General features: G+C 66.6%; 17 protein-coding genes. 5 read left to right on the forward strand and 12 right to left on the reverse strand.

Going from position 1 to position 19,776, the window contains the following annotated elements; all coding sequences use genetic code 11:
- Positions 1-31: 31 nt before the first annotated feature.
- Together ACSQ1X_RS13170 and ACSQ1X_RS13175 are read left to right on the forward strand one after the other, a co-directional pair.
- Positions 32-1,360 carry a nicotinate phosphoribosyltransferase gene (locus ACSQ1X_RS13170; protein ID WP_436057982.1) on the forward strand — a complete coding sequence of 443 codons (1,329 nt, stop codon included), beginning with the start codon at positions 32-34 and terminating at the stop codon, positions 1,358-1,360.
- Positions 1,360-2,010 carry an isochorismatase family protein gene (locus tag ACSQ1X_RS13175; RefSeq protein WP_436057983.1) on the forward strand — a complete coding sequence of 217 codons (651 nt, stop codon included), beginning with the start codon at positions 1,360-1,362 and terminating at the stop codon, positions 2,008-2,010. Before ACSQ1X_RS13170 ends, ACSQ1X_RS13175 begins: the two co-directional genes overlap by 1 nt.
- 78 nt (positions 2,011-2,088) lie before the next feature.
- On the opposite strand, the gene ACSQ1X_RS13180 is transcribed toward ACSQ1X_RS13175, so the two are convergent.
- The 8 genes from ACSQ1X_RS13180 to ACSQ1X_RS13215 all read right to left on the reverse strand — a co-directional run bounded on the left by ACSQ1X_RS13180 (position 2,089) and on the right by ACSQ1X_RS13215 (position 11,695).
- A complete protein-coding gene (locus ACSQ1X_RS13180; protein WP_055796194.1) occupies positions 2,089-3,873 on the reverse strand; it encodes a DEAD/DEAH box helicase in 1,785 nt (594 codons plus the stop codon).
- A gap of 214 nt (positions 3,874-4,087) precedes the next feature.
- Positions 4,088-4,423, reverse strand: coding sequence for a DUF3039 domain-containing protein (locus ACSQ1X_RS13185; protein WP_055796197.1), 336 nt, complete (start codon positions 4,421-4,423; stop codon positions 4,088-4,090).
- A gap of 38 nt (positions 4,424-4,461) precedes the next feature.
- Entirely contained in the window at positions 4,462-5,244 is a 783-nt protein-coding gene (nagB, locus tag ACSQ1X_RS13190; protein ID WP_436057984.1) for a glucosamine-6-phosphate deaminase, read from the reverse strand.
- A 49-nt stretch (positions 5,245-5,293) separates the two neighbouring features.
- Positions 5,294-6,865 (reverse strand): transporter, encoded by a 1,572-nt coding sequence (locus ACSQ1X_RS13195; RefSeq protein WP_436057985.1) that lies wholly within the window; start codon positions 6,863-6,865, stop codon positions 5,294-5,296.
- Positions 6,847-7,653: an ABC transporter ATP-binding protein gene (locus tag ACSQ1X_RS13200; protein ID WP_055796205.1), complete on the reverse strand. Its 807-nt coding sequence runs from the start codon at positions 7,651-7,653 to the stop codon at positions 6,847-6,849. Before ACSQ1X_RS13200 ends, ACSQ1X_RS13195 begins: the two co-directional genes overlap by 19 nt.
- Positions 7,654-7,708: 55 nt before the next feature.
- The gene (locus tag ACSQ1X_RS13205) at positions 7,709-8,809 is read right to left on the reverse strand and encodes an NADH:flavin oxidoreductase/NADH oxidase (protein WP_436057986.1); all 1,101 of its coding nucleotides are present in this window, start codon (positions 8,807-8,809) and stop codon (positions 7,709-7,711) included.
- Positions 8,809-9,831, reverse strand: coding sequence for a co-chaperone YbbN (locus ACSQ1X_RS13210; protein WP_436057987.1), 1,023 nt, complete (start codon positions 9,829-9,831; stop codon positions 8,809-8,811). Before ACSQ1X_RS13210 ends, ACSQ1X_RS13205 begins: the two co-directional genes overlap by 1 nt.
- Before the next feature lie 49 nt (positions 9,832-9,880).
- Entirely contained in the window at positions 9,881-11,695 is a 1,815-nt protein-coding gene (locus tag ACSQ1X_RS13215; protein ID WP_436057988.1) for a hypothetical protein, read from the reverse strand.
- A 294-nt stretch (positions 11,696-11,989) separates the two neighbouring features.
- On the opposite strand from ACSQ1X_RS13215, the gene ACSQ1X_RS13220 reads away from it, so the two are divergent.
- The gene (locus ACSQ1X_RS13220) at positions 11,990-13,186 is read left to right on the forward strand and encodes an AI-2E family transporter (protein WP_156372255.1); all 1,197 of its coding nucleotides are present in this window, start codon (positions 11,990-11,992) and stop codon (positions 13,184-13,186) included.
- Between the two features lie 29 nt (positions 13,187-13,215).
- Here ACSQ1X_RS13220 and ACSQ1X_RS13225 read toward each other — a convergent pair whose 3' ends face one another.
- Positions 13,216-14,016 carry an alpha/beta hydrolase gene (locus tag ACSQ1X_RS13225; protein WP_436057989.1) on the reverse strand — a complete coding sequence of 267 codons (801 nt, stop codon included), beginning with the start codon at positions 14,014-14,016 and terminating at the stop codon, positions 13,216-13,218.
- A 10-nt stretch (positions 14,017-14,026) separates the two neighbouring features.
- On the reverse strand, positions 14,027-14,371 hold the full coding sequence (locus ACSQ1X_RS13230; RefSeq protein WP_028270086.1) for a hypothetical protein: 345 nt from the start codon (positions 14,369-14,371) through the stop codon (positions 14,027-14,029).
- A 70-nt stretch (positions 14,372-14,441) separates the two neighbouring features.
- Here ACSQ1X_RS13230 and nucS point away from each other — a divergent pair, with 70 nt between their 5' ends.
- Both nucS and ACSQ1X_RS13240 read left to right on the forward strand, forming a co-directional pair.
- Positions 14,442-15,137, forward strand: coding sequence for an endonuclease NucS (nucS, locus tag ACSQ1X_RS13235; RefSeq protein ID WP_028270087.1), 696 nt, complete (start codon positions 14,442-14,444; stop codon positions 15,135-15,137).
- Between the two features lie 309 nt (positions 15,138-15,446).
- Positions 15,447-15,650, forward strand: a complete 204-nt coding sequence (locus ACSQ1X_RS13240) for a cold-shock protein (protein ID WP_011692441.1) — start codon at positions 15,447-15,449, stop codon at positions 15,648-15,650.
- Positions 15,651-15,828: 178 nt separating this feature from the next.
- Here the strand turns inward: ACSQ1X_RS13240 and ACSQ1X_RS13245 are convergent, their stop codons facing one another.
- Together ACSQ1X_RS13245 and ACSQ1X_RS13250 are read right to left on the reverse strand one after the other, a co-directional pair.
- Positions 15,829-18,450 (reverse strand): bifunctional lysylphosphatidylglycerol flippase/synthetase MprF, encoded by a 2,622-nt coding sequence (locus ACSQ1X_RS13245; RefSeq protein ID WP_436057990.1) that lies wholly within the window; start codon positions 18,448-18,450, stop codon positions 15,829-15,831.
- Positions 18,447-19,775 carry an alpha/beta hydrolase gene (locus ACSQ1X_RS13250; RefSeq protein WP_436057991.1) on the reverse strand — a complete coding sequence of 443 codons (1,329 nt, stop codon included), beginning with the start codon at positions 19,773-19,775 and terminating at the stop codon, positions 18,447-18,449. Before ACSQ1X_RS13250 ends, ACSQ1X_RS13245 begins: the two co-directional genes overlap by 4 nt.
- Position 19,776 lies beyond the last annotated feature (1 nt).

Genomic DNA, 19,776 nt, shown 5'->3' on the forward strand with positions numbered 1-19,776 from the left:
ATTCTAGGGCGATGCGCACTAGAGTGAATTCGTGAGTACCCCTGCTGGCTGGGATCATCCCCGCACGTCCTTGTACACCGACCACTACGAGCTGACCATGCTCCAGGCGGCGCTTCATTCAGGTGCCGCACACCGGAAGTCAGTGTTTGAGGCGTTCGCCCGCAGGCTCCCCGACGGCCGCCGCTACGGGATTGTGGCGGGAACGGGCAGGCTGCTGGAGGGCATCGCGGACTTCCGTTTCGGCGGACCCGAACTGGATTTCCTCCGCCGCTCCGGCGTGGTCAACGCCGAGACCCTGGACTACCTGGCCGGATTCCGTTTCACCGGCGACATCTGGGGCTACGCCGAGGGCGAAGCCTATTTCCCCAACTCCCCCATCCTGATTGTGGAATCCACGTTTGCCGAAGCCTGCATCCTCGAGACCTATGTTCTCTCGGTACTCAACCACGACAGCGCCATTGCCTCCGCTGCGTCGCGCATGATCACCGCGGCCGGCAACCGGCCCTGCATCGAAATGGGATCCCGGCGTACCCAGGAGGAATCCGCGGCCGCGGCCGCCCGCGCAGCCGTCATCGCCGGCTTTGACAGCACCTCCAACCTTGAAGCCGGACGCCGGTACGGCATCAAGACGGTGGGCACCGCCGCCCACTCCTTCACGCTCCTGCACGACACTGAACGGGAAGCCTTTGAGGCGCAGATCGCCTCGCTCGGCGCCGGAACGTCGCTGCTGGTGGACACGTACGACGTCGAAGCGGCCGTCCGCACGGCTGTGGACCTCGCGGGTCCCAAGTTGGGGGCAGTCCGGCTCGACTCCGGAGACCTCGTGGCGCAGGCCCAGTGGGTCCGCCGGTTGCTGGACGAACTCGGCAACGAGAACACCAAGATCGTGGTCACCTCGGACCTGGATGAATACGCCATCGCGGCGCTGCAGTCCGCACCGGTTGACTCCTACGGCGTGGGCACCTCGCTGGTCACCGGGTCCGGCGCCCCCACCGCAAGCATGGTCTACAAACTCGTCAGCCGAACCGACGACTCCGGGGAATTCGTGTCAGTAGCCAAAGCTGCCAAGAACAAGACGAGCAAGGGCGGCCGGAAATACGCGCTGCGCAGGCTCAACGAACGGGGCGTAGCCACCCACGAGATGGTGGGAGTGGGCCACGCGCCCGGGGACGACGGCAATGACCGCCAGTTGCTGCAGCAGTTCATCAAGAACGGCGAACTGCTCCCTGGCTGGACCGGGACCGAGGGCGTGTTCCGCGCCCGCCAGCGGCACATTGACTCCATGGCGGAACTTCCGGCGGTCGTCAACCGACTGCAACGCGGCGAGCCGGCCATCCCCACCGTCTACGAGGAGAACTGATGTCACGCGCCCTGATCATTGTTGATGTGCAGAACGATTTCTGCGAAGGCGGCTCCCTGGCCGTCAAAGGCGGGGCGGACGTAGCCGGGGCCATCAGCGAATACGTGGACGCCCACCACGGCCAGTTCGACCACATCGTGGCCACCCAGGACTGGCACATCGAGCCCGGCGCCCACTTCGCAGAGAGCCCCGACTTCATTGATTCGTGGCCGCCGCACTGCGTTGCCGGGACGCGCGGGGCGGAACTGCACCCGGACCTGGACACGGAGTACATCCAGGCCTTTTTCCGCAAAGGCCAGTTCACTGCCGCCTACTCCGGATTTGAAGGCATTCTTGCCCCCGAGGACGCGGTTCCCACAGGCGACCGGAAGCCCGGGGCCCTGCCGTTGCCGGAGGACGCGGAGCCATTCACCGCCAGTTCATTCGCCGACGAGGACGCCATCGGCCTGGACGACTGGCTGCAGAGCCACGATGTAGAGGATGTGGTGATCGTGGGCATCGCCACCGACTACTGCGTTATGGCTACGGCCCTGGACGCCGTCCAGGCCGGCTATTCCGTGACGGTGGTCCGCAACCTCACGGCAGGAATCGCAGCCGACCTCGACGACGCCTACGCCGAGATGGAACTCGGCGGAGTGGACCTGGCCTGACGTGGACTTCCCTGGCGTGGACGTGGCCCGAGCCGCGTCCGCGTTGCCGGCGGGTGCCGGGCTTAGCTGGTCCGGGCGCTATTTCCGGCCGATGAACCAGTCCTGAAGCTTCCGCAGCCTGGCCTGCAGCTGTTCCTCGTTGGCCTGCGCCACCGGCGGGCCGCCGCACACGGTTCGGAGTTTCGTATGCACCACCCCGTGCGGGGTTCCGGTCCGCGCGGACCATGCGGCCACGTTCTTGGCCAGTTCGTTGCGCAGGTCCATAAGCATCCGGTGATCGGGTACGGCGGGAGCCGCCTGCGAGGCAGCAGATTCAACCGACCGGAGCTTTTTCCGGCTCTGCTGTTCATGCTGGCGCTGGCGCAGCAGCGTACCCACCTGTTCGGCGTCCAGAAGTCCCGGAATGCCCAGGAAGTCCAGTTCGTCGTCGGATCCGATGTCGCCGCCGGTGCCGAACTCGCCGCCGTCGAACAGCACGCGGTCGAATGATGCCTGCGAGTCGAGGGCCTCAAATTTGCCCTTGGTGAGGCTGTCGGATGCCTTGTCCTCCCGGTTGGCCTCGTCCATGAGCGAATCTTCGGGATTGAACAGGCCGTCCGGGTCTTCTTTCTCCGGCCGGTCCAGGGCGTGGTCGCGTTCAGCCTCCATCGAGTTCGCCAGCGCGGTCAGTTGCGGAACCGACGGTAGGAACACCGACGCCGTTTCGCCGCGCTTCCGGGCGCGGACAAAGCGGCCGACGGCCTGGGCGAAGAACAGCGGCGTGGACGTGGACGTGGCATAGACGCCCACCGACAGCCGGGGAACGTCCACGCCTTCGGACACCATGCGGACCGCCACCATCCAGCGCTTATCGCTGGCAGTGAATTCCTCGATTTTGCTGGATGCCTTGACGTCATCGGAAAGGATCACGGTGGGTGATTCACCCGTGATCTTCTTCAGCTGGCCGGCGTAGGCGCGGGCGTCCTCGTGGTCGGTGGCAATCACCAGGCCGCCGGCGTCGGGTACGGTCCGGCGGACCTCGCTAAGGCGTTTGTCCGCTCCAGCCAGCACGGCCGGGATCCATTCGCCTGCAGGGTTGAGCGCTGTCCTCCAAGCCTGCGAAATGATGTCCTTGGTGACGGCCGACTCGCCAAGGGACGCCGCCATCTCCTCGCCGCCGCTGGTGCGCCAGCGCATCTGGCCCGAGTAGGCCATGAACATGACAGGACGGACCACGTGGTCGCGCAGGGCGTTGCCGTAGCCGTAGGTGTAGTCGGCTTTGGAGCGGCGGATGCCGTCCCGGTCTTCGGCGTACTCCACGAACGGAATGGGGGAAGTGTCGGAGCGGAAGGGCGTGCCCGTGAGTGAAAGCCGGCGTGCGGCCGGATCGAAGGCCTCGCGGAGGCCGTCACCCCAGGACAGGGCTTCGCCGCCGTGGTGGATCTCGTCCAGGATCACCAAGGTACGGGCTGCCTCGGTCTTCGCGCGGTGCAGCATGGGCTTGCTGGCAACCTGGGCATAGGTCACGGCCACGCCGATGAAGCCGCGGCCGTGCTGCCCGTCCGCATTCTTGAAGTTGGGGTCGATCGCGATGCCCACGCGGGCCGCTGCGTCAGCCCACTGCCGTTTGAGGTGGTCCGTGGGCGCCACGATGGTCACACGGTTCACGGTGCCCGCCTCGATCAGCATCGACGCCACACGCAGGGCGAAGGTGGTCTTGCCTGCGCCGGGCGTTGCCACCGCCAGGAAGTCCCTGGGACCGGTGGCAAAATAGCGGTCGAGCGCTTCCTGCTGCCACGCACGGAGCTTCTGCGCGGTCCCCCACGCTGCCCGCTCGGGATACGCCGGCGGCAGCGTCGGCCCGCCAAAGAGTGTCTCGGTCACGCAGAGCCCTCAATTCCCCGCATTGCGGCAGCCGTGAGCGAAAGACACATAAACATAAACACCAATCTGTTCCGGAGGAGCCGCACTGCTCCGGTCATCAAAATCATCGTGGTCACGGGACTTGCGCAGCAGAGATTGCGCCCCATGGTTGTCTTGCCCCGCCCCGGCCGGGCGGCCCGGTCACTGGCCTAAGCCAGATGACCGGTGAACGGCCCTATTTGCCGGAATCGCCGTCGGAGCCCTTGCCGCCGTCCTTGCCGGGACGCAGGCCTTCGTAGACCTCTTTGCACTCCGGGCAGACCGGGAACTTCTGCGGATCGCGGCCGGGAGTCCACACCTTGCCGCACAGTGCGATGACCGGCTCGCCCGTCATGGCCGATTCCATGATCTTCTCTTTGCGCACGTAGTGGGAGAACCGTTCCCGGTCACCGGGTTCAACTTCCTCGCGCACTTCCTCGCGCTCGATAGTGGCCGTGGACGTTCCTGGTCCGGAAAGCTCGCGCATCGGGTCGTTTTCGAGGGGGTCCGTCATGCTAGTCATGGCATCCATCTTAGCCGTTGTGCCGGACAAAAAACCGGACCTCCGAACTACAGGCCCTGCCAGGCGGGCTTGTTGTCATACGTGTGGCGGTAGTAATCGGCCAGCCTGAGCGATGACGCGGCGGCCTCGTCCACCAGGACGGTGACGTGGGGGTGCATTTGCAGGACGGACGCGGCGCAGATGGCAGCCACCGGCCCTTCAACGAAGTCCCGGACAGCCTGCGCTTTTTGGGCACCGGTGGCAATCAAGATCACATGGCGGGCTTCCATGATGGTGCCCAGCCCCTGGGTGATCACATGGTGGGGAACATCATGGATGCTGGTGAAGAACCTGGCGTTGTCCCGGCGTGTCTGCTCGATGAGGCTCTTGATCCTCGTCCTGGACGCCAGCGACGAGCCGGGCTCGTTGAATCCGATGTGACCGTCGGTGCCTACACCCAGTAGCTGGAGGTCCACCCCGCCGGCTGCCCTGATGGCGTCCTCGTAGGCCTGGCAGGCCGCCGGGATGTCAGCCGCCAGGCCGTCGGGAGTGTGTACGTTTTCCGGTGCAATGTTCACCCGGTCCGTGAACTCCCGGCGGATGACCTCCCGGTAGGACTGGGGATGCCCCTGCCCCAGGCCCACGTATTCGTCCAGTGCAAAAGCGCGGGCACGGCTGAAGTCGAGGCCGCCGTCGTCATGACGGCGGGCGAGTTCGTCATAGACGGGCAACGGGGACACCCCCGTTGCCAGGCCGAGCACCGCGTCGGGCTTACGGCGCAGCAGGGCCTCGACGGCGTCGGCCGCAAGGGACCCGATCTGTTTGCTCCCCGGAAGAATAACCACTTCCATGGCGTACCGCCTTTCCGCATCCAGTACTACTAATCATGGCCCAACCGGCCTAGCGGTTGACTGAAAGCTGTGCCAGAAGTTCCGGGCCGCGGGCGTCGAGCCATTTCCCGCCAAGGCGGACCCCTGCCGCAAAGAGGACGAGGCCCAGCACCGGGCCGAGCACCAGGTTGATCCAGCCGGGCACCATGCTGCCTGTCACGGACTGCGTGATGACCAGGGCCGCCTCCGGCAGCACCAGCACCATCAGCACGCCCATCCCGCCGAACTGGACCGCCATGGTCTGGGCAACGTTTCCGGGCGGCTTCTTGAACGGACTGTCGCCGGGGAGGGGTACCGCCACCGTGTACCGTGCCGAGATCACGGATGCCAGGCCGAGCCCGGTGAACAGGACCCCCAGGGAGAGGCCCAGCAGCGCCGGCAGCCACTCCCAGTTCCCTGTGAAGAAGAACGGGCCGACGCTGAAAACCAGCACGATGGGTAGCGCAAACGCCAGGCAGGCGAGTGCGCGCCCCAGCCTGTCGTGGACGCCGCGGACGCCGCTGGACAAATGGAGGGCAAACGCTGTGTTGTCGTAGGACACGTCCGCTGAAATCGACCATGCCAGCAGGAAAGCCGCCAGCGGACCGATGATCGCCAGCACTCCGTAATCACCGGTCTGGCTCGCCTGGAAGAACATCAGGACGGGCAGGAGCGGGATGACCACCAGCGACCCCGAATAACGGGGGTCCCTGATCCAATACGTGAGGGCCCTGGCCGTAATAGCGCCGACGGGCGTGGCCGGCAGCACACCGAAGAGGCCCATCCGACCGCCGCGCTTCCTGCTGCCCGCTGCGTACGGCGGCGTGACCAGGGCACGCTGCAGCAGCACCTTCCAGCACCAGGCGAGGCCGGCCAGTGTTGCCAGCGCGATCAGCAATTTAAGCCCGGCCGGTCCATACCGGGCCGCCGCCGCGTCGCCGCCGAGTGACCATGCGGCACCGGCAGGCGTCCACGCCAGGAAACGGGCCAGATCAGTCAGGAATCCGGCGGAGCCTGCGGCTCCCTGGGCCACGAAGGCCACGATCGGTCCCATGAGCATCAGGGGCACCATGAAGGCGAGCGCGCTGACATCCTTGAACCGCCGGGAGGATGCCAGGCCGGCAGTCGCCGTCGTCACCACTTTGGAAAGGACAATGCACGTCAGCACGCCGAGCACGGCGCCCGCTATGGCGGCCGCAACGGCCGGCACTCCCCTGCTCCACGTGCCCACCGTGGCAAGCGCCACCAGCGCCGTGGCGATGCCGGGGATCCCGATCAATCCGCCGAGGGCCAGGCCGGTGAGCAGCTGCGGCATGGGGACTGCCGCCGTGGTGAAGCGTGCCGGGTCCAGGGTCATGTCGGCCGAGGACGCAATGACGGGGACCACTCCCCAGCCCAGGACCGCCGCGGAACCGCCCAGCACCACCACGGTCTGGGCGAGCTCCAGGTCGGCCGTCCGGAGCAGGACGAGCGCCACTCCAAAGAAGCCGGCAATTCCCAGGGCATACAGCCCGCCGATGATCAGTCCCAGGAGCTGCCACGGGCTGCACCGGAGGCTGTTGCGCAGAAGCGTCAGCTTGAGCCTTAGAAGGTTCGCAACCATTCCAGGCCCTCCGTCTGGCTCCGGCCCCCCACTAGCTGGACAAAGCGGTCCTCCAGCGAGGCGCCGGCCCGGACTTCCTCCACCGTGCCGGCCGCCAGCAGCCTGCCCGCAGCAACCACCGCCACGTGGTCGCACATCCGCTGCACGAGGTCCATGACATGGCTGGAGACGATCACCGTTCCGCCGGAACCGACGTAGCGGTCCAGGATGTCCCTGATATTCGCCGCGGAAACCGGGTCCACCGATTCGAAGGGTTCATCCAGCACCAGCAGCCTGGGCGCGTGGATGAGGGCTGACGCGAGGGCGATCTTTTTGGTCATGCCGGCCGAATAGTCCACAACGAGGGTTCCGGCGTCGGCACTCAGATCAAGCGCCGCCAGGAGTTCCGCCACCCTGGCGGACACGACGTCCTTGTCCATCCCACGCAACAGGCCCGCGTAGCTCACCAGCTGCTCCCCGGTCAGACGGTCAAACAGCCGCACGCCGTCGGTGAGGATGCCCATGAGCTTCTTGGCTTCGAGCGGCCGTGCCCAGACGTCGGTGCCGTGCACCAGGGCCGTGCCGAAGTCCGGCCGGAGCAGCCCCGTGGCCATGGACAGCGTGGTGGTTTTCCCGGCGCCGTTGGGACCCACGATCCCGTAGAAGGACCCTGCCGGCACGTCCAGGCTGAGGCCGTCCACAGCGATCTTCCCGCCGAAGCGTTTGGCGAGGCCGCGGATGGACAGCGCCGGAACAGGGTGGTCCTGGGGGCCGGCGGACGGACGCAGACCGGGTTGCGGTTCAGTCATGGTGCCAGCGTAGCCTCCCGTCCGCGCGCAGAGGATCGTCCGTAAGGGTTACTTCCTAGAACGAATGGCGGGGAACCGCACGCTCATACTGCGGGACCCATGGCATCTCGTGGCCGAGCTCGAAGGCCGCGCGCAGCCACCAATGCGGGTCGCGGAGCGCGGCCCGCGCAATGAAGACTGCGTCAGCCTGTCCCGTGGCGACGGCGTGTTCCGCCTGCCCGGCCGAGGTCAGGAGTCCCACTGTGCCGGTGCGGATGCCCGCCTCGCGCTTGATCCGGGCTGCGAACCCGGTCTGGTAGCCGGGACCGGCCGGAATCTGCTGGTGCGCCACGGCGCCGCCGCTGGAGACGTCCACTAGGTCCACCCCGTGCTCGGCGGCGGCGCTGGCCAGCCGGACGGAGGCGGCGGCGTCGATCCCGCCGTCGGCCCAGTCCGAGGCGGAGATCCGCAACAGCAGCGGCATGGAGTCGGGAATGACGTTGCGAACGGCGTCCACCACGGCCAGGGTGAGCCGGTTCCGTCCGGTTTCGTCCGCTCCCCAGGCGTCCGTCCGGTCGTTAATGAGCGGGCTCTGGAACTGGTGGAGCAGGTAGCCGTGCGCACCGTGGATTTCGATCGTGTCGAACCCTGCGTCGACCGCCCGGATGGCGGCCGCTGCGAAGTCGGCAATCACGCCGTCAATCTCCGCCTCGGTCATGGCGGCGGGTGCCGCATAGCCGTCGAACGCGCCGGTGCCGGGACCCATGGTCTGCCAGCCGCCGTCGGACGCCGGCACTGACCCGCGTTTCCCCGAGAAGGGCCAGTACGTCGAAGCCTTCCGGCCGGCGTGCGCCAGCTGGGTGCCGATCTTGGCGTCAGCGGCGCCGTAGCGGTGCACAAACGCCGTGATCCGCTCCCAGGCTGCGGCCTGCTCGTCGTTGTAGAGACCGGCGTCGAGCGGGCTGATCCGGCCGGCCGCATTCACTGCGGCCGCCTCGGTGAGGATCAGCGCGGCTCCCCCGGTGGCGAAGGAACCCAGGTGCATGAGGTGCCAGTCGTGCGGAACGCCTTCCCCGGTGTCCGGGCCGCAGCTGTACTGGCACATGGGGGAAACCCAGCCGCGGTGGCGGAGCGTCAGTGAGCGCAGCTCCAGCGGCGAGAAAAGCGCCGACGACATTAAAACAGCACCCGTGCCAGCCCCTGCCGCGCCTTGGCGACGCGTTCATCGGACGGGCCCACCACCTCGAAGAGCTCCAGCAGCCGTACCCGGGCAGTCTCTCGTTCCGGGCCGAAGTTCCGGCCGATGAAGCCGACGATCCGGCCCAGGGCGTCGTCAATGTGGCCGCCGGCGATGTCCAGGTCCGCCACGCCCAGCTGGGCATCAAGGTTGTCCGGCTGCTCGGCGGCGAGCTGGCGCAGCGCTTCACCGTCGGGACCGGTCAGGGACTGCAGCCGGTCCATCAGCTCCACTTGGGCGAGTCCGGCCTTGGCTTCAGCATCCGCAGGCATCTCCAGCAGGGCCTGCCGGTAGGCGGCGGCCGCGGCGGCGAAGTCTCCTGCTTCGATGGCGTCGTAGGCGGCCTGGTGCAGCGGCGGCAGCGGGGCCGGCTCGGCCTCTGCGGGGGCGTTTCCGGCGCCGCCCAGGCTGCCGGTGACTCCGTTGGCTGCGGCGACCTTCAACAGTTCATCCAGCAGGCTGCGCACCTGCTGTTCGTCGGCTCCGCCCTGGAAAAGGGGCACCGGCTGGCCCTTCACCACAGCCACCGCGGTGGGAACGGCCTGTACCTGGAACGCCTGCGCAAGCTGCGGGAAGGCGTCGATGTCCGCGGCGCCCAGGACCAGGCGTCCGCCGTAGCTGTTGATGATGTCTTCGAGGACGTTGAGCAGCTCGCCTGAAGCGGGCGAGTAGCTGGCCCACAGGCCGAACACCACGGGCACCTGCGCCGAGAGCTCAACGAGCTGCTGGAAGTTGGCCTCGGTGACCTCGACCCGGAGCGGCTGGCCGCCCGTGTCCGGGGCGGCCCCTTGGGCCGTTGCTGACGGCGGGGCTGCGCCCGCCGGCCCGGCAGTTGGGGCTGCGGACGACTGCCCGGCCGGTGGCGCCGTGCGCTGTTTCAGGCTGGAAAGGTCGACGGCGCCGCGCAGGTTAAGCTGGCTGGCAGCGGCCGGAGGGACTGGACGGGAGGCTGGCGAACTCATAGCCTCCACTCTAGCCACTCAGGCCGCTGCCGGTCATACGTGGAGCGGGCTACTTGAAGCTGGCTCCCACGAGTCCGCGGGTGGCGGCCACGAGCTTCATCGGATCCTTCGAGCCGGTCGGCGGGATGTAGACCGCCATGGACTCGGCGAAGTTGAGCACCATGCCCGTGCTCGTTTCCTTGCCGCCGGCCAGCACGGCTGCGTCGTCCCCGATGGCCAGCTTGTCGCCCTCGGCCTTGGGCGTGCCGTCGAAGGCGAAGTTCAACTTGCCCATGACCAGTGCGCCGCCGTCGGCGGTGCGGAACACCACGGTGTCCTCGGGGGACACCTTATGCGTGAAGCTGAAGTTGCCGTTCACGCCGGTCTTGGCCACATCGGCCTGGTACGCCAGCGTGTCGGCGATGTACGGCGACGACTGGCCCTCCACGAGCTTGTCCTTGAACGTCGAATCGGCTTTCGTCAGACGGTCCCCCAGCCCGGCAAGGGCTTCCGCCCCGCTGTAGAGCAAGCCTGACTTGTCGTCTGCGGCCAGGGTTTCCGTTCCGGTGCGTCCGATGGACGGGAACGTGGTGCCCGGCTGCAGCGGCGTGGTCTGCACCAGCTTGTAGTTCTCGCGCGGCGACTTCTGCACGAGGGTCAGGAGCTGGGGCACAACATTGCCTTCGCCCTGGGTAACGGCCATCACCGAACGCGGCCAGGCGCGCTTGCTGGTGACAACCGTGGTCAGCAGTTTGGTGGCGCGGACCGGCATGCGCGCCTCGTAGGCGCCCACCTGTGAGCGGATTTTGTAGTTCTGTGTTCGGACCTCAAGTTCGGTGCGGTCCACCCGGGACTTGAGCTTCGCGGCATCCTTGGCGGCGTCGCCGGCGTCCACCGTGCTGGAAACCTGTTCCAGGATCCGGCGGAACTGGGCGTCCAGGAGCACCGGTGAATCGGGGGCGGTGTCGGCCCCGGCGGTTTCACTGCTTGACGGCGACGGAGCGGGCGTCGTGGCCGCCTGCGCAGCCACACCCGTTCCGGCCACGATCGTGGCGGCGAGCGCAACCATGGCCACGCCCGCCCGCTTTGCTGTGAACGTCGCGGTGAAGGCGGAGGTCCCGGGCCGCTTTTCAACGGGCGGCTCCACGGGGGCGGGAGCGGCAGGCGCCGGCTTGTCGGCCGGACGGACTGCTCGGGCACGGCGGATCAGCTTGTCCTTCATGGATTCGTCCGTGATGGACTCGCCGGTATCGTCCCCGCCGACTCCGGGCTTGCCGCTCTTGGGCTTGAGCACCAGCAGGGCCAGTCCGGCCAGCATGAGCAGGCCGCCCAGCACCATGAACGGCACGGCCCACGGTGTGGAGGTGTCGTTGGGGAACGTCATGGAGATGGACGACGGCGCCGGCTTGGTGCCGTCCGAGGCCAGCAGGAGCGACCATTCGCCGTCCGCCGGGGCGCTCCACGTGTAGTTCAGTTCACCGCTGGCATTCTCGGTGGTAACCCAGAGATCGGAACCGGCCGGCGAGGGAGCGGCGGCTTCGCCCTCCGCGTGCGCGAGCTGCAGCGACTTATTGTCTTCGGAAACTCCGGAGACCGTGTTGTGGGCCGTCTTGCCAACCCAGGCGTCCACGTCATCAGGGCGGCCTGCTGCCAGCATGAAGCCGCCTTCGCCCTTGACATTGATCTTGACCGTACCCCCGTGAAGGGTCCGCAACTTCTGGTCGATAACGGTCAGTGGTGCGGCGGTGCCGTCGGCGGGCGCCGTGGCCGTAAATGTCTCGGCCGGGGCCCAGATGGTCTTCTGTCCTACGCCGGCCAGCAGTGTCAGGAGGCCGAGCAGCACTAGTGCAACTGCAGTCTTGAAACGCAAAGGGATACCTATCATCAGCGGGGGTTTACTTTCAATAGTAACCATTTTGTTACCAATGAGTCAGGTCGGGACCCGGATCACAGCCTAGGGCAACCGGCCGCGCCGGGAGTAAAACCGGGCACTGACAAGCCTGCTGATAGTGTTTGCGATGATCATCACATGGTCCGCAGCAGCGGCGCCACAGAAGGTAAAGGGCCCCAAAACGCAGTGACTGAACACACGGATTCGTCCGCCCCAGGACATAACGACTCGACCGGATCCGGTGCCCAGGAAAGTGTACCGGCCGGTACGCGGCAAGAACACAAACCGCTGTTGCCGGGCCTGGCCGCGGCGGTGGTGCGCAGGCTCCGGACGCCCCTTCCCGGCGCACAGCCCAGGCTCCGCTTCGAGATGCCCCCCGAGTCCGCCGAGGACTCCGCCGAGCCTGCGACCGAGACCAGCACCCGCTTCGGACATCCCGGACCGCGCATGTCGTCCCAGCATCCCTTATATATGGGCTTTATGGGCACCGTGGGTGTCGGCCTTGCCCTGCTCGTCTACTGGATCGGTTCCAACACCACGCAGCTCCTGCTCTGGATCGTGACTGCGCTTTTCATCGCGCTGGGCCTGGACCCGGTGGTCCGCTGGCTGGAAGGACGCAAGCTTCCGCGGCCCGTAGGCATCCTGGTCTCCGTCACGGTCCTCGTCTCGGCTGTTGCCGGCTTCTTCGCCACGCTGATCCCCACTATCGTCCAGCAGGTCACCCAGGTCGTGCAGGAAGCACCCCGCTGGATCCAGGACTTCATCGATTCGGACTTCTTCCGCAGCGTGGACGACCAGTTCGGCGTCCGGGAACGCATCACGCAGGAGCTGGAAAAGTTCGTCAACAATCCGGATGCCATGGGCGGCATCTTCGGAGGGGTCGTCGGCTTCGGGTCCACGGTGGCCAACGGGCTCTTCGGAACCCTGATAGTCCTCGTGCTCAGCCTTTACTTCCTCGCTGCCCTTCCCGCCATGAAAAAGTGGGGCTACCGGCTGGCACCGCGTTCGCGCCGTGTCCGGGTTGAAGCCCTGTCGGAGGAGATCACCGGCTCCGTGGGCAACTACGTCATCGGCCAGGCCTGCGTGGCCCTGCTCAACGCGACCTTTGCGTTCATCGTGATGTCGATTGTCGGAGTCCCCTTTGCCGTTCTGCTGGCGTTCGTCGTGGCGCTCCTCGCCTTTATCCCCCTGGTCGGGGGCATGATCGCGGGTGTGCTGGTGACGCTGATCGCCCTCACCGCGGGCTGGCAGACCGCCTTGGTGTACGGCATTTGCTACTTTGCCTACCTCCAGTTCGAGGCGTACTTCATCTCGCCCCGCATCATGCAGAAGGCCGTGGCCGTGCCCGGCGCCGTAGCCGTTATCTCCGTTATCGCAGGCGGCAGCCTCCTGGGTGTCCTCGGCGCGCTCATCGCCATACCCACCGCAGCGGCGGTCATGCTGCTGGTGAAGGAAATCTTCATCGTCCGCCAGGACAAGCACTAGCGAACCGGGCTGCTACCGGGCCAGCGCCCTTAGGGGGCCGCGGAGGCCACGGGCCCGTTCCAGTCCTGGGGCAGGCCCTCGGGGCCCGCTCCCTGCGCCGTGACCTCATCGACGATTTCGTTGAGCACCCGGGCGGCGTACTTCTCCCCCACCCAAAGGTGCTTGGCGCCGTCGACGCCCACAACGTCAGCCTGCGGCACCAGACCGAAGCGCTCGGCGGCGGCCTCCGGCCGGAGGTAGTCGTCGTGTTCGGGAACCAGCACCTTCAGCGGCTTTCCCGAGGCTGCCCATTCCAGCAGGTGCGCGTCCGTGGCACGGTGCAGCGGGGGTGACAGGAGGACGGCGCCCTCCACTTCGGAGGCGACCGGCTCCGTCGCCCCGTACATGAGCGCTAGCTCCGTGCCGAACGACCACCCCACCAGCCAGCGGTTGGGAAGGTTCCGGGACGCCGCGAAGCGGACGGCGGCCTCGACGTCCAGCCGTTCGCCGATGCCCTCTTCGAAACGGCCGCCGCTGGTGCCGCGGGGCGAGGTGGTCCCCCTGGTGTTGAACCTGAGGACGGCCACGCCGGCGAGTGCGGGCAATCGGAAGGAAGCCTTGCGGTAAACATGCGAATCCATGAAACCGCCGTGGGTGGGCAGCGGGTGGAGCGTGATCAGTGTGGCGGTGATCTCCCCCGATTCCGGCACGGCGAGTTCGCCGACGAGGACGCAGCCGTCCTCCGTTTGTATTTCCACGTTCTCCCGGCGCGCCGGCAGGACTGTTGAAGCCCGGATAGCGGTGGCTTCGGAAGACTGGCTGAAAACGAACGACGCCGGGTCAAAAGTCATGACTAACAGCTTAGCGATAGCGGTACGTGCGTGACGTCCAGCAGTTGGAGTGCCAGTGCCTCCGCTCCGAAAGTCCCGCGGCCGCACCGAACAGGTGGTCCTCGGACCAGACCACCAGGTGTTCGACACCGGGCAGGACCGCCGTCGAGCAGCCCGGGCAGATGTAGGACTTTTCGGCCCGCTTGGCCGTCATGGTGCGCACCATCCACTCGCCGTCGGGGGCGCTCTCCCGCCGTGAGATCCCCGACCTCGCCCGCTCCAGGTCCAGTTCCGGCACGGGACCGCCGGCGTGCTTGCGGCTGGCCTGTCCCAGTTTTCCGGAGGCGGCACGGCGGGGGCGGTTGGAACGGGGCATGCCTCCATTCTGCCCCAGGCTCAGGCGCCGCGCTGTTCCTGCCTTGCGCCCAGACGGTAGTGTTTACCGGGTGCGTTTAGTCATAGCCCGATGTTCTGTTGATTATGTAGGCCGCCTCAAGGCCCATCTCCCCCTTGCCACCAGGCTCCTGCTGGTCAAGGCTGACGGGTCCGTCCTGGTGCACTCCGACGGCGGCTCCTACAAGCCGTTGAACTGGATGAGCCCGCCGGCCAGCCTTCGTGTTTCCCTGCCGGATGAAGTGGACCTGGAGCTCGGTGTCACCGAGCAGTGGACCGTCCAGTCCGCCAAGACCGATGACCGGCTCATCATCAATATCCACGAGCAGCTGCACGACACTTCCCATGAGCTCGGCCAGGATCCCGGCCTCATCAAGGACGGTGTGGAAGCTGACCTGCAACGGCTGCTGGCCGATCAGATCGAACGCCTCGGCACCGGCTTTTCCCTGATCCGGCGCGAGTACTTCACCGCCATCGGTCCGGTGGATATCCTGGCCAGGGATGCCGACGGCGCCACGGTGGCCATCGAGCTCAAAAGGCGGGGCGACATCGACGGCGTCGAACAGCTGACCCGCTACCTGGAGCTGCTCAACCGGGATCCCCTGCTGGCACCCGTCCGGGGCATCTTTGCCGCCCAGCAGATCAAGCCGCAGGCCAAGGTCCTGGCCAACGACCGCGGAATCGACTGCGTCACCCTGGACTACGACGCCATGCGCGGCGTTGACGACAGCGAATCACGCCTCTTCTGACGGGCCCTTCCAAATAAGCAGTCCGTCAATAGCCGGGTGCACGGCCATAACGAAGCGGTTCACGTCGGCTTTACGCAAAATTTATCGAATTCCCCCTTTTACCCGTTGACCTGACGCACCCCACATGAAATTCTTATCTAAGTCTTTGTGTAGGTGTTTTTCATGCTCGCAAGACATGTTGCGAGCGCGAAGCTTCGTCAGCTAGTGTCCGGTTCCACCGGGCGGCAAGCCAGGATTCTTCTCGCGGAGTGACCAAGTGCGGCACGAAGTGTGCCGGGCTTAAGCAAGTTCCACAATGAGGAGATATACATGGCACAGGGAACCGTCAAGTGGTTCAACGCTGAAAAGGGCTTCGGCTTCATCACCCCGGACGACTCCGATGGCGATGTCTTCGTTCACTACTCGGAGATCCAGACCGGTGGGTTCAAGACCCTCGACGAGAACCAGCGCGTTCAGTTCGAGATCGGCCAGGGCGCCAAGGGCCCCCAGGCTACCGGCGTAACTCTGGTCTAGTCCCGCTTCGGATCGCCGCCTGCAGGCGGCGTCCTGCGAATCAATGATCCCCGGCATTAGTGCCGGGGATCATTTTTTTGCTTTTTATCCATTCATCCGACGACGCATTGTTGCTTGTCACAAATGTTTTCTGAATCTGAAAACATGGCGCCGATAATAGTTACGCCGCCGTGCGCAATTAGCCGACCAAGGTCCTCAGGAGCCGGGCGCTCTGGCGGACCGAGAGGCCGGGCAGGTAGGCGCGGCTCAGCGCGCGGCCAATGGCAGGCAGCTGCAGGGGGTCCTGGTAATAGAGGTAGAGCGTGCGGTAATCGGGTTTGAACCGTGATTTGAAGGTGGCCAGGGAGCGGAATCCGTACACCGGCTCCAGTGCCCGTCCCACCACGTCAAGGATGGACGTGAGGGCGTCGGGCTCCCGCGCTGGCTCCCGTTCGGCTTCACTGCCTGGGTCCTCCGACGGATCCTGCGCTGCGCCGGACGCCGCCCCGTCGGCAGGCTCCTTGGCCAGCGGCGAGCCGGACAGGGAAATGACCTCAACCGAGCTCCGCAGCTCCAGCACGGCGGAGGCAATGAGGAACTCCATGGCACCGGGGAATCCATCCTCCCGCCGGCGCATGAAGTCGAGCGTCCAGCTGACCACGCGCCCCTCATCAAATACCGGGAGCCAACTGGTGACGCCGTGCACCAGGCCGCCGGCATCGACGGCGACGCAGCACAGCACGTCGTCGTCCATCAGTTCGTCCATGCCGCCGAGCGTAAAGCCCATCTCGGGAACGGATTTCTGCGCAGCCCATTCCTCGGATACTTCCAGCAGCTGGGCCCGCAGGGCCGCAGGAAAGTCGCTGTACCGTCCCCAGACCGCCGTGACGCCGGTCTTCCGTGCACGGTTCAGCGCAGTCCGGACGTTCTGCCACTCCTTGCCTTTGAATTCAAGCTCCCTGACCGCCAGCCGGGTCTCCTGCGCCACAGCCACCCGGCTGAACCCCCGCGACTGGAGCAGGGGCCACAGCCCCTCAGTGCAGGAATAGAAGCAGGGAACCATCGCATGCTCGGCGCAGTACCGCATGAAGCCGGTAGCGGCTTCCTCCCGCAACGCGGCATCACCGAATGGCCCGCCCAGCGTCAAGGCCACGCTGCCATGTTGCTGGTAGGCAACCCCGGCGTCCAGGGTGGGGGTGAACCAGTATTTGTTCGGTTCCCAGAGCGCCATCCAGGACAGGGAGTCGCCGCCCCGCCGCACCAGGCGGCGGGCCACGTCCCTCGCCTCAACGCCGGCACCGGCACCGTGGTGCTGCCCCAGGAGCACCACCCACACGCCGGCCAGTGCGACGGCCCAGAACACAATGCCGGAGTAGGCAAACAGAAAGGCCTCAACCGATTGCCGGTCCTGGAAGATCCGGTTGTACAGGCTGGGGATGGGCACCGGCAGGTACTGGCGTGCCAGTTCGGCCGCCAGACCGGACAGTCCGCCGTCGCGCGCCATTCCGCCGGCTCCCAGCCAGGCGACCGTGTAGCTGCCGGCAAGTGCCGCCCAGGTCCCTGCCAGCACCCTGGTCAGATTGCGCCGCGCCCCGGCCGACGTTTCCACCCGGAACTGCCGCCTGTTGATCCACAGCAGCACCACGAGCAGCAGCGGAACTGCCACGAGCGGGAGGACGTGGACGAACCCTGAGCCCATGACGGCCGTGTGCGGCCGCTGCGGGTAGTGCGGGATGCGGGCAAACAGGGTGAGGTACACGGCGGACAACGCGGTGACGGCCAGCTGGACTCCGATCGTGATCCGCCAGGCAAGCCGGCGTCCGCGGCGCAGCCCGTCCGCGCAGATCAGCAGGAGCAGCACGGGCACCACTGCCAGGGCAAGGCCCAGCGGTCCCGCGAATCCCGTCCGCCCGATCTCCAGGCAGTTCACGTCCACCGTGCCGCCGCAGTTTTGCTCCAGCTGGCTGAGGGTGGGCAACGGGTTCAGGACGACGTCCCGCAGCAGCGCCAGCGGCCCGGTGGGGCTGCGGACGGCGGCCGTCAGAATGGGCCCGACGGCGAAAATACCGACGATCAGGGACAGGAGGTTGCGCGTCTCGCGGCCGGTGGAACGGTGCCGGTGGAGGGTTCCGTGGTCGCTCTGGATCCACCAGCCGGCGGCAATTCCGGCCAGCGCACCCAGGAATCCGACCACGGTCTCCGGATGCCCTACGTAGAGGACGAGGAGCAGGGAGGCTGAAACAATGCCCGTGCGAAGGCGCCGCTGCCAGAGGGTAGGCAGGAGCCCGCTGGCCCCAAGGACTGCGGCGAGGACAGCGGCGTACGGCCCGATGAGCCGGGCGTCCACCATGAGCCCCAGCCACCCGTCGCCCGCGTAGCGGGCGAGCTGCGTGAGCAGCAGAAACAGCGAGACAGCCGCGAACTGGCCGCCGAAGAAGAACCACGCCGTCCGCAGCGTGCCCAGCCTGCGTTCGGCGAGCCCCAGCAACAACAGGATCATGAGTCCGGCAGTGAGATAGGCCGCAGGGTTCGTGGCGAAAAACAGCGAGGTGAACATGGACCACCAGCGGCCGTCCTTCAGCGCGCCGACGTGCACGGAGGCCACGTCAAGGAGGGCCTCCGGCGGGCCGGACAGGAAACTGTTGGTGGCCGCACCCGCCCCAAGGAAAAGACCCAGGACTACCAAGGTGAACGGCACGGCTTTGAAATGCTGCCGCACGCGGCGCAGCGCCGCCAGCATGACGTCAGTCCAGGTGACGCTGCCGGCCGCCGCGGAAGCGCGCCTGCCTGTTTCCGGGACGGCCTCCCGCTGGTTCGTCATGGCCGGATTCCCCAGCGGGCCGCCACGAAGTCGAGGGCAGCAGGAAGTCCCTTGGAAGCGGCCTCCCAGGAATGGCCCGTGTTGACCACCGGTTGCGCCTGCACGGTGAAGCCGGCCCGGCCGGCCGCAGCCGAAAGTTCATCCATGTAGGCAAGGAATTCCGGATCCCGGGAACCTGCGCCGAAATATATGGCATGACCCTCAAACCGCGTATTCTGCATGATGCTCAAGGGAGTCAGTCGGTCGAAGGTTGCCACGTCACCCCCGAACGCCGCGTCAACAGTCTTCTGCCGCTCCTTGGCCAGTGCGGGCTCACGTTCGCTGGAAAAGGCGAGGACCGAGGCGTAGACGTCGGGATGGCGGGTGCCCATCTGCAGGGCGCAGGTGGCCCCGAAGGAAAAGCCCCCGGCGGCCCACTGCCGGTGGTCCGGATCAACATCAAGGGTCTGCTCGATCCAGCGGGGAACATCCCGGGCAAGAAAAGTGTCGGCGTTGGCAATGCGGCTGTCCATGCAGAGGGTATTGGCCGACGCGGTACCGTTCGGATCCACCACCACGACAACCGGGGCCACGCCGTCGTGGTCCTCTGCGAAGCGGTCCATCCGGCTGCGCAGGGCCCCTCCTGTGAGCCAGTCCGAAGGCCCGCCAGGCTGCCCGGAAAAGAGGACGAGGACCGGTAAGGCGGGACGGGGTGTGGCCTGGTAGGCGGGAGGGAGGTAGATATAGGCCTCGCGGCTGCTGAAACCCGAATCGGTGCCCGGGATGACGGCTTTCCTCACGGCGCCGTCCGACGGCATTCCCTCCGGTGGACGCCAGGCATTGAGGGCAACGGGGGCAGCGGCCACAGGCTGGCGCTTCAGTCCGGCTTCGAGTGGCTGGATCCTCGCCACGGCGGTACCCATGAGGTCACTGACCGTATGGTTGAGGCCGAAGTAGGCGTTGATCTGGACAGCGCCGAGCAGGCAGACGCCGAGCATAGCTGCCGTTGCGGCGGCCCTCCCCCGCCACGCACCGCGGCTCTTCAAAGGGGAAGGCTGCCGGAGTTTCCACAGCCGGAGCACCCACAGGAAAAGGGCAAATACCATAGCTACAAACCACGCGAGCACTTCGCGCGGGAGGCTCTCGGGCAGGGTAGAAAACGTGTACAACAGCAGCCAGTGCACCGCGGCGACGGTGCCGGTGGCCAGCAGGAGGGCAGCTCCGGCACTCAGGACCCAGCGGCGTCCGCGGGCCCACAGCAGCCATCCGAGGCCGACAGCGCCGGCGGTCCAGGCAACCCAGAGCAGGGGCCCATCGGTCAGACGGACGTCAGCGATAAGGTCCACC

The sequence above is a fragment of the Arthrobacter sp. LjRoot78 genome (assembly GCF_964254335.1).
Lineage (GTDB): Bacteria > Actinomycetota > Actinomycetes > Actinomycetales > Micrococcaceae > Arthrobacter.

Excerpts from the sequence above, each read along its gene's own strand:
- ACSQ1X_RS13175 (WP_436057983.1), top strand. The coding sequence starts at position 1,360 with ATGTCACGCGCCCTGATCATTGTTGATGTGCAGAACGATTTCTGCGAA.
- ACSQ1X_RS13185 (WP_055796197.1), bottom strand. The coding sequence starts at position 4,423 with ATGGATGCCATGACTAGCATGACGGACCCCCTCGAAAACGACCCGATG.
- nagB (WP_436057984.1), bottom strand. The coding sequence starts at position 5,244 with ATGGAAGTGGTTATTCTTCCGGGGAGCAAACAGATCGGGTCCCTTGCG.
- ACSQ1X_RS13195 (WP_436057985.1), bottom strand. The coding sequence starts at position 6,865 with ATGGTTGCGAACCTTCTAAGGCTCAAGCTGACGCTTCTGCGCAACAGC.
- ACSQ1X_RS13200 (WP_055796205.1), bottom strand. The coding sequence starts at position 7,653 with ATGACTGAACCGCAACCCGGTCTGCGTCCGTCCGCCGGCCCCCAGGAC.
- ACSQ1X_RS13205 (WP_436057986.1), bottom strand. The coding sequence starts at position 8,809 with ATGTCGTCGGCGCTTTTCTCGCCGCTGGAGCTGCGCTCACTGACGCTC.
- ACSQ1X_RS13210 (WP_436057987.1), bottom strand. The coding sequence starts at position 9,831 with ATGAGTTCGCCAGCCTCCCGTCCAGTCCCTCCGGCCGCTGCCAGCCAG.
- ACSQ1X_RS13215 (WP_436057988.1), bottom strand. The coding sequence starts at position 11,695 with ATGATAGGTATCCCTTTGCGTTTCAAGACTGCAGTTGCACTAGTGCTG.
- ACSQ1X_RS13225 (WP_436057989.1), bottom strand. The coding sequence starts at position 14,016 with ATGACTTTTGACCCGGCGTCGTTCGTTTTCAGCCAGTCTTCCGAAGCC.
- ACSQ1X_RS13230 (WP_028270086.1), bottom strand. The coding sequence starts at position 14,371 with ATGCCCCGTTCCAACCGCCCCCGCCGTGCCGCCTCCGGAAAACTGGGA.
- ACSQ1X_RS13240 (WP_011692441.1), top strand. The coding sequence starts at position 15,447 with ATGGCACAGGGAACCGTCAAGTGGTTCAACGCTGAAAAGGGCTTCGGC.
- ACSQ1X_RS13245 (WP_436057990.1), bottom strand. The coding sequence starts at position 18,450 with ATGACGAACCAGCGGGAGGCCGTCCCGGAAACAGGCAGGCGCGCTTCC.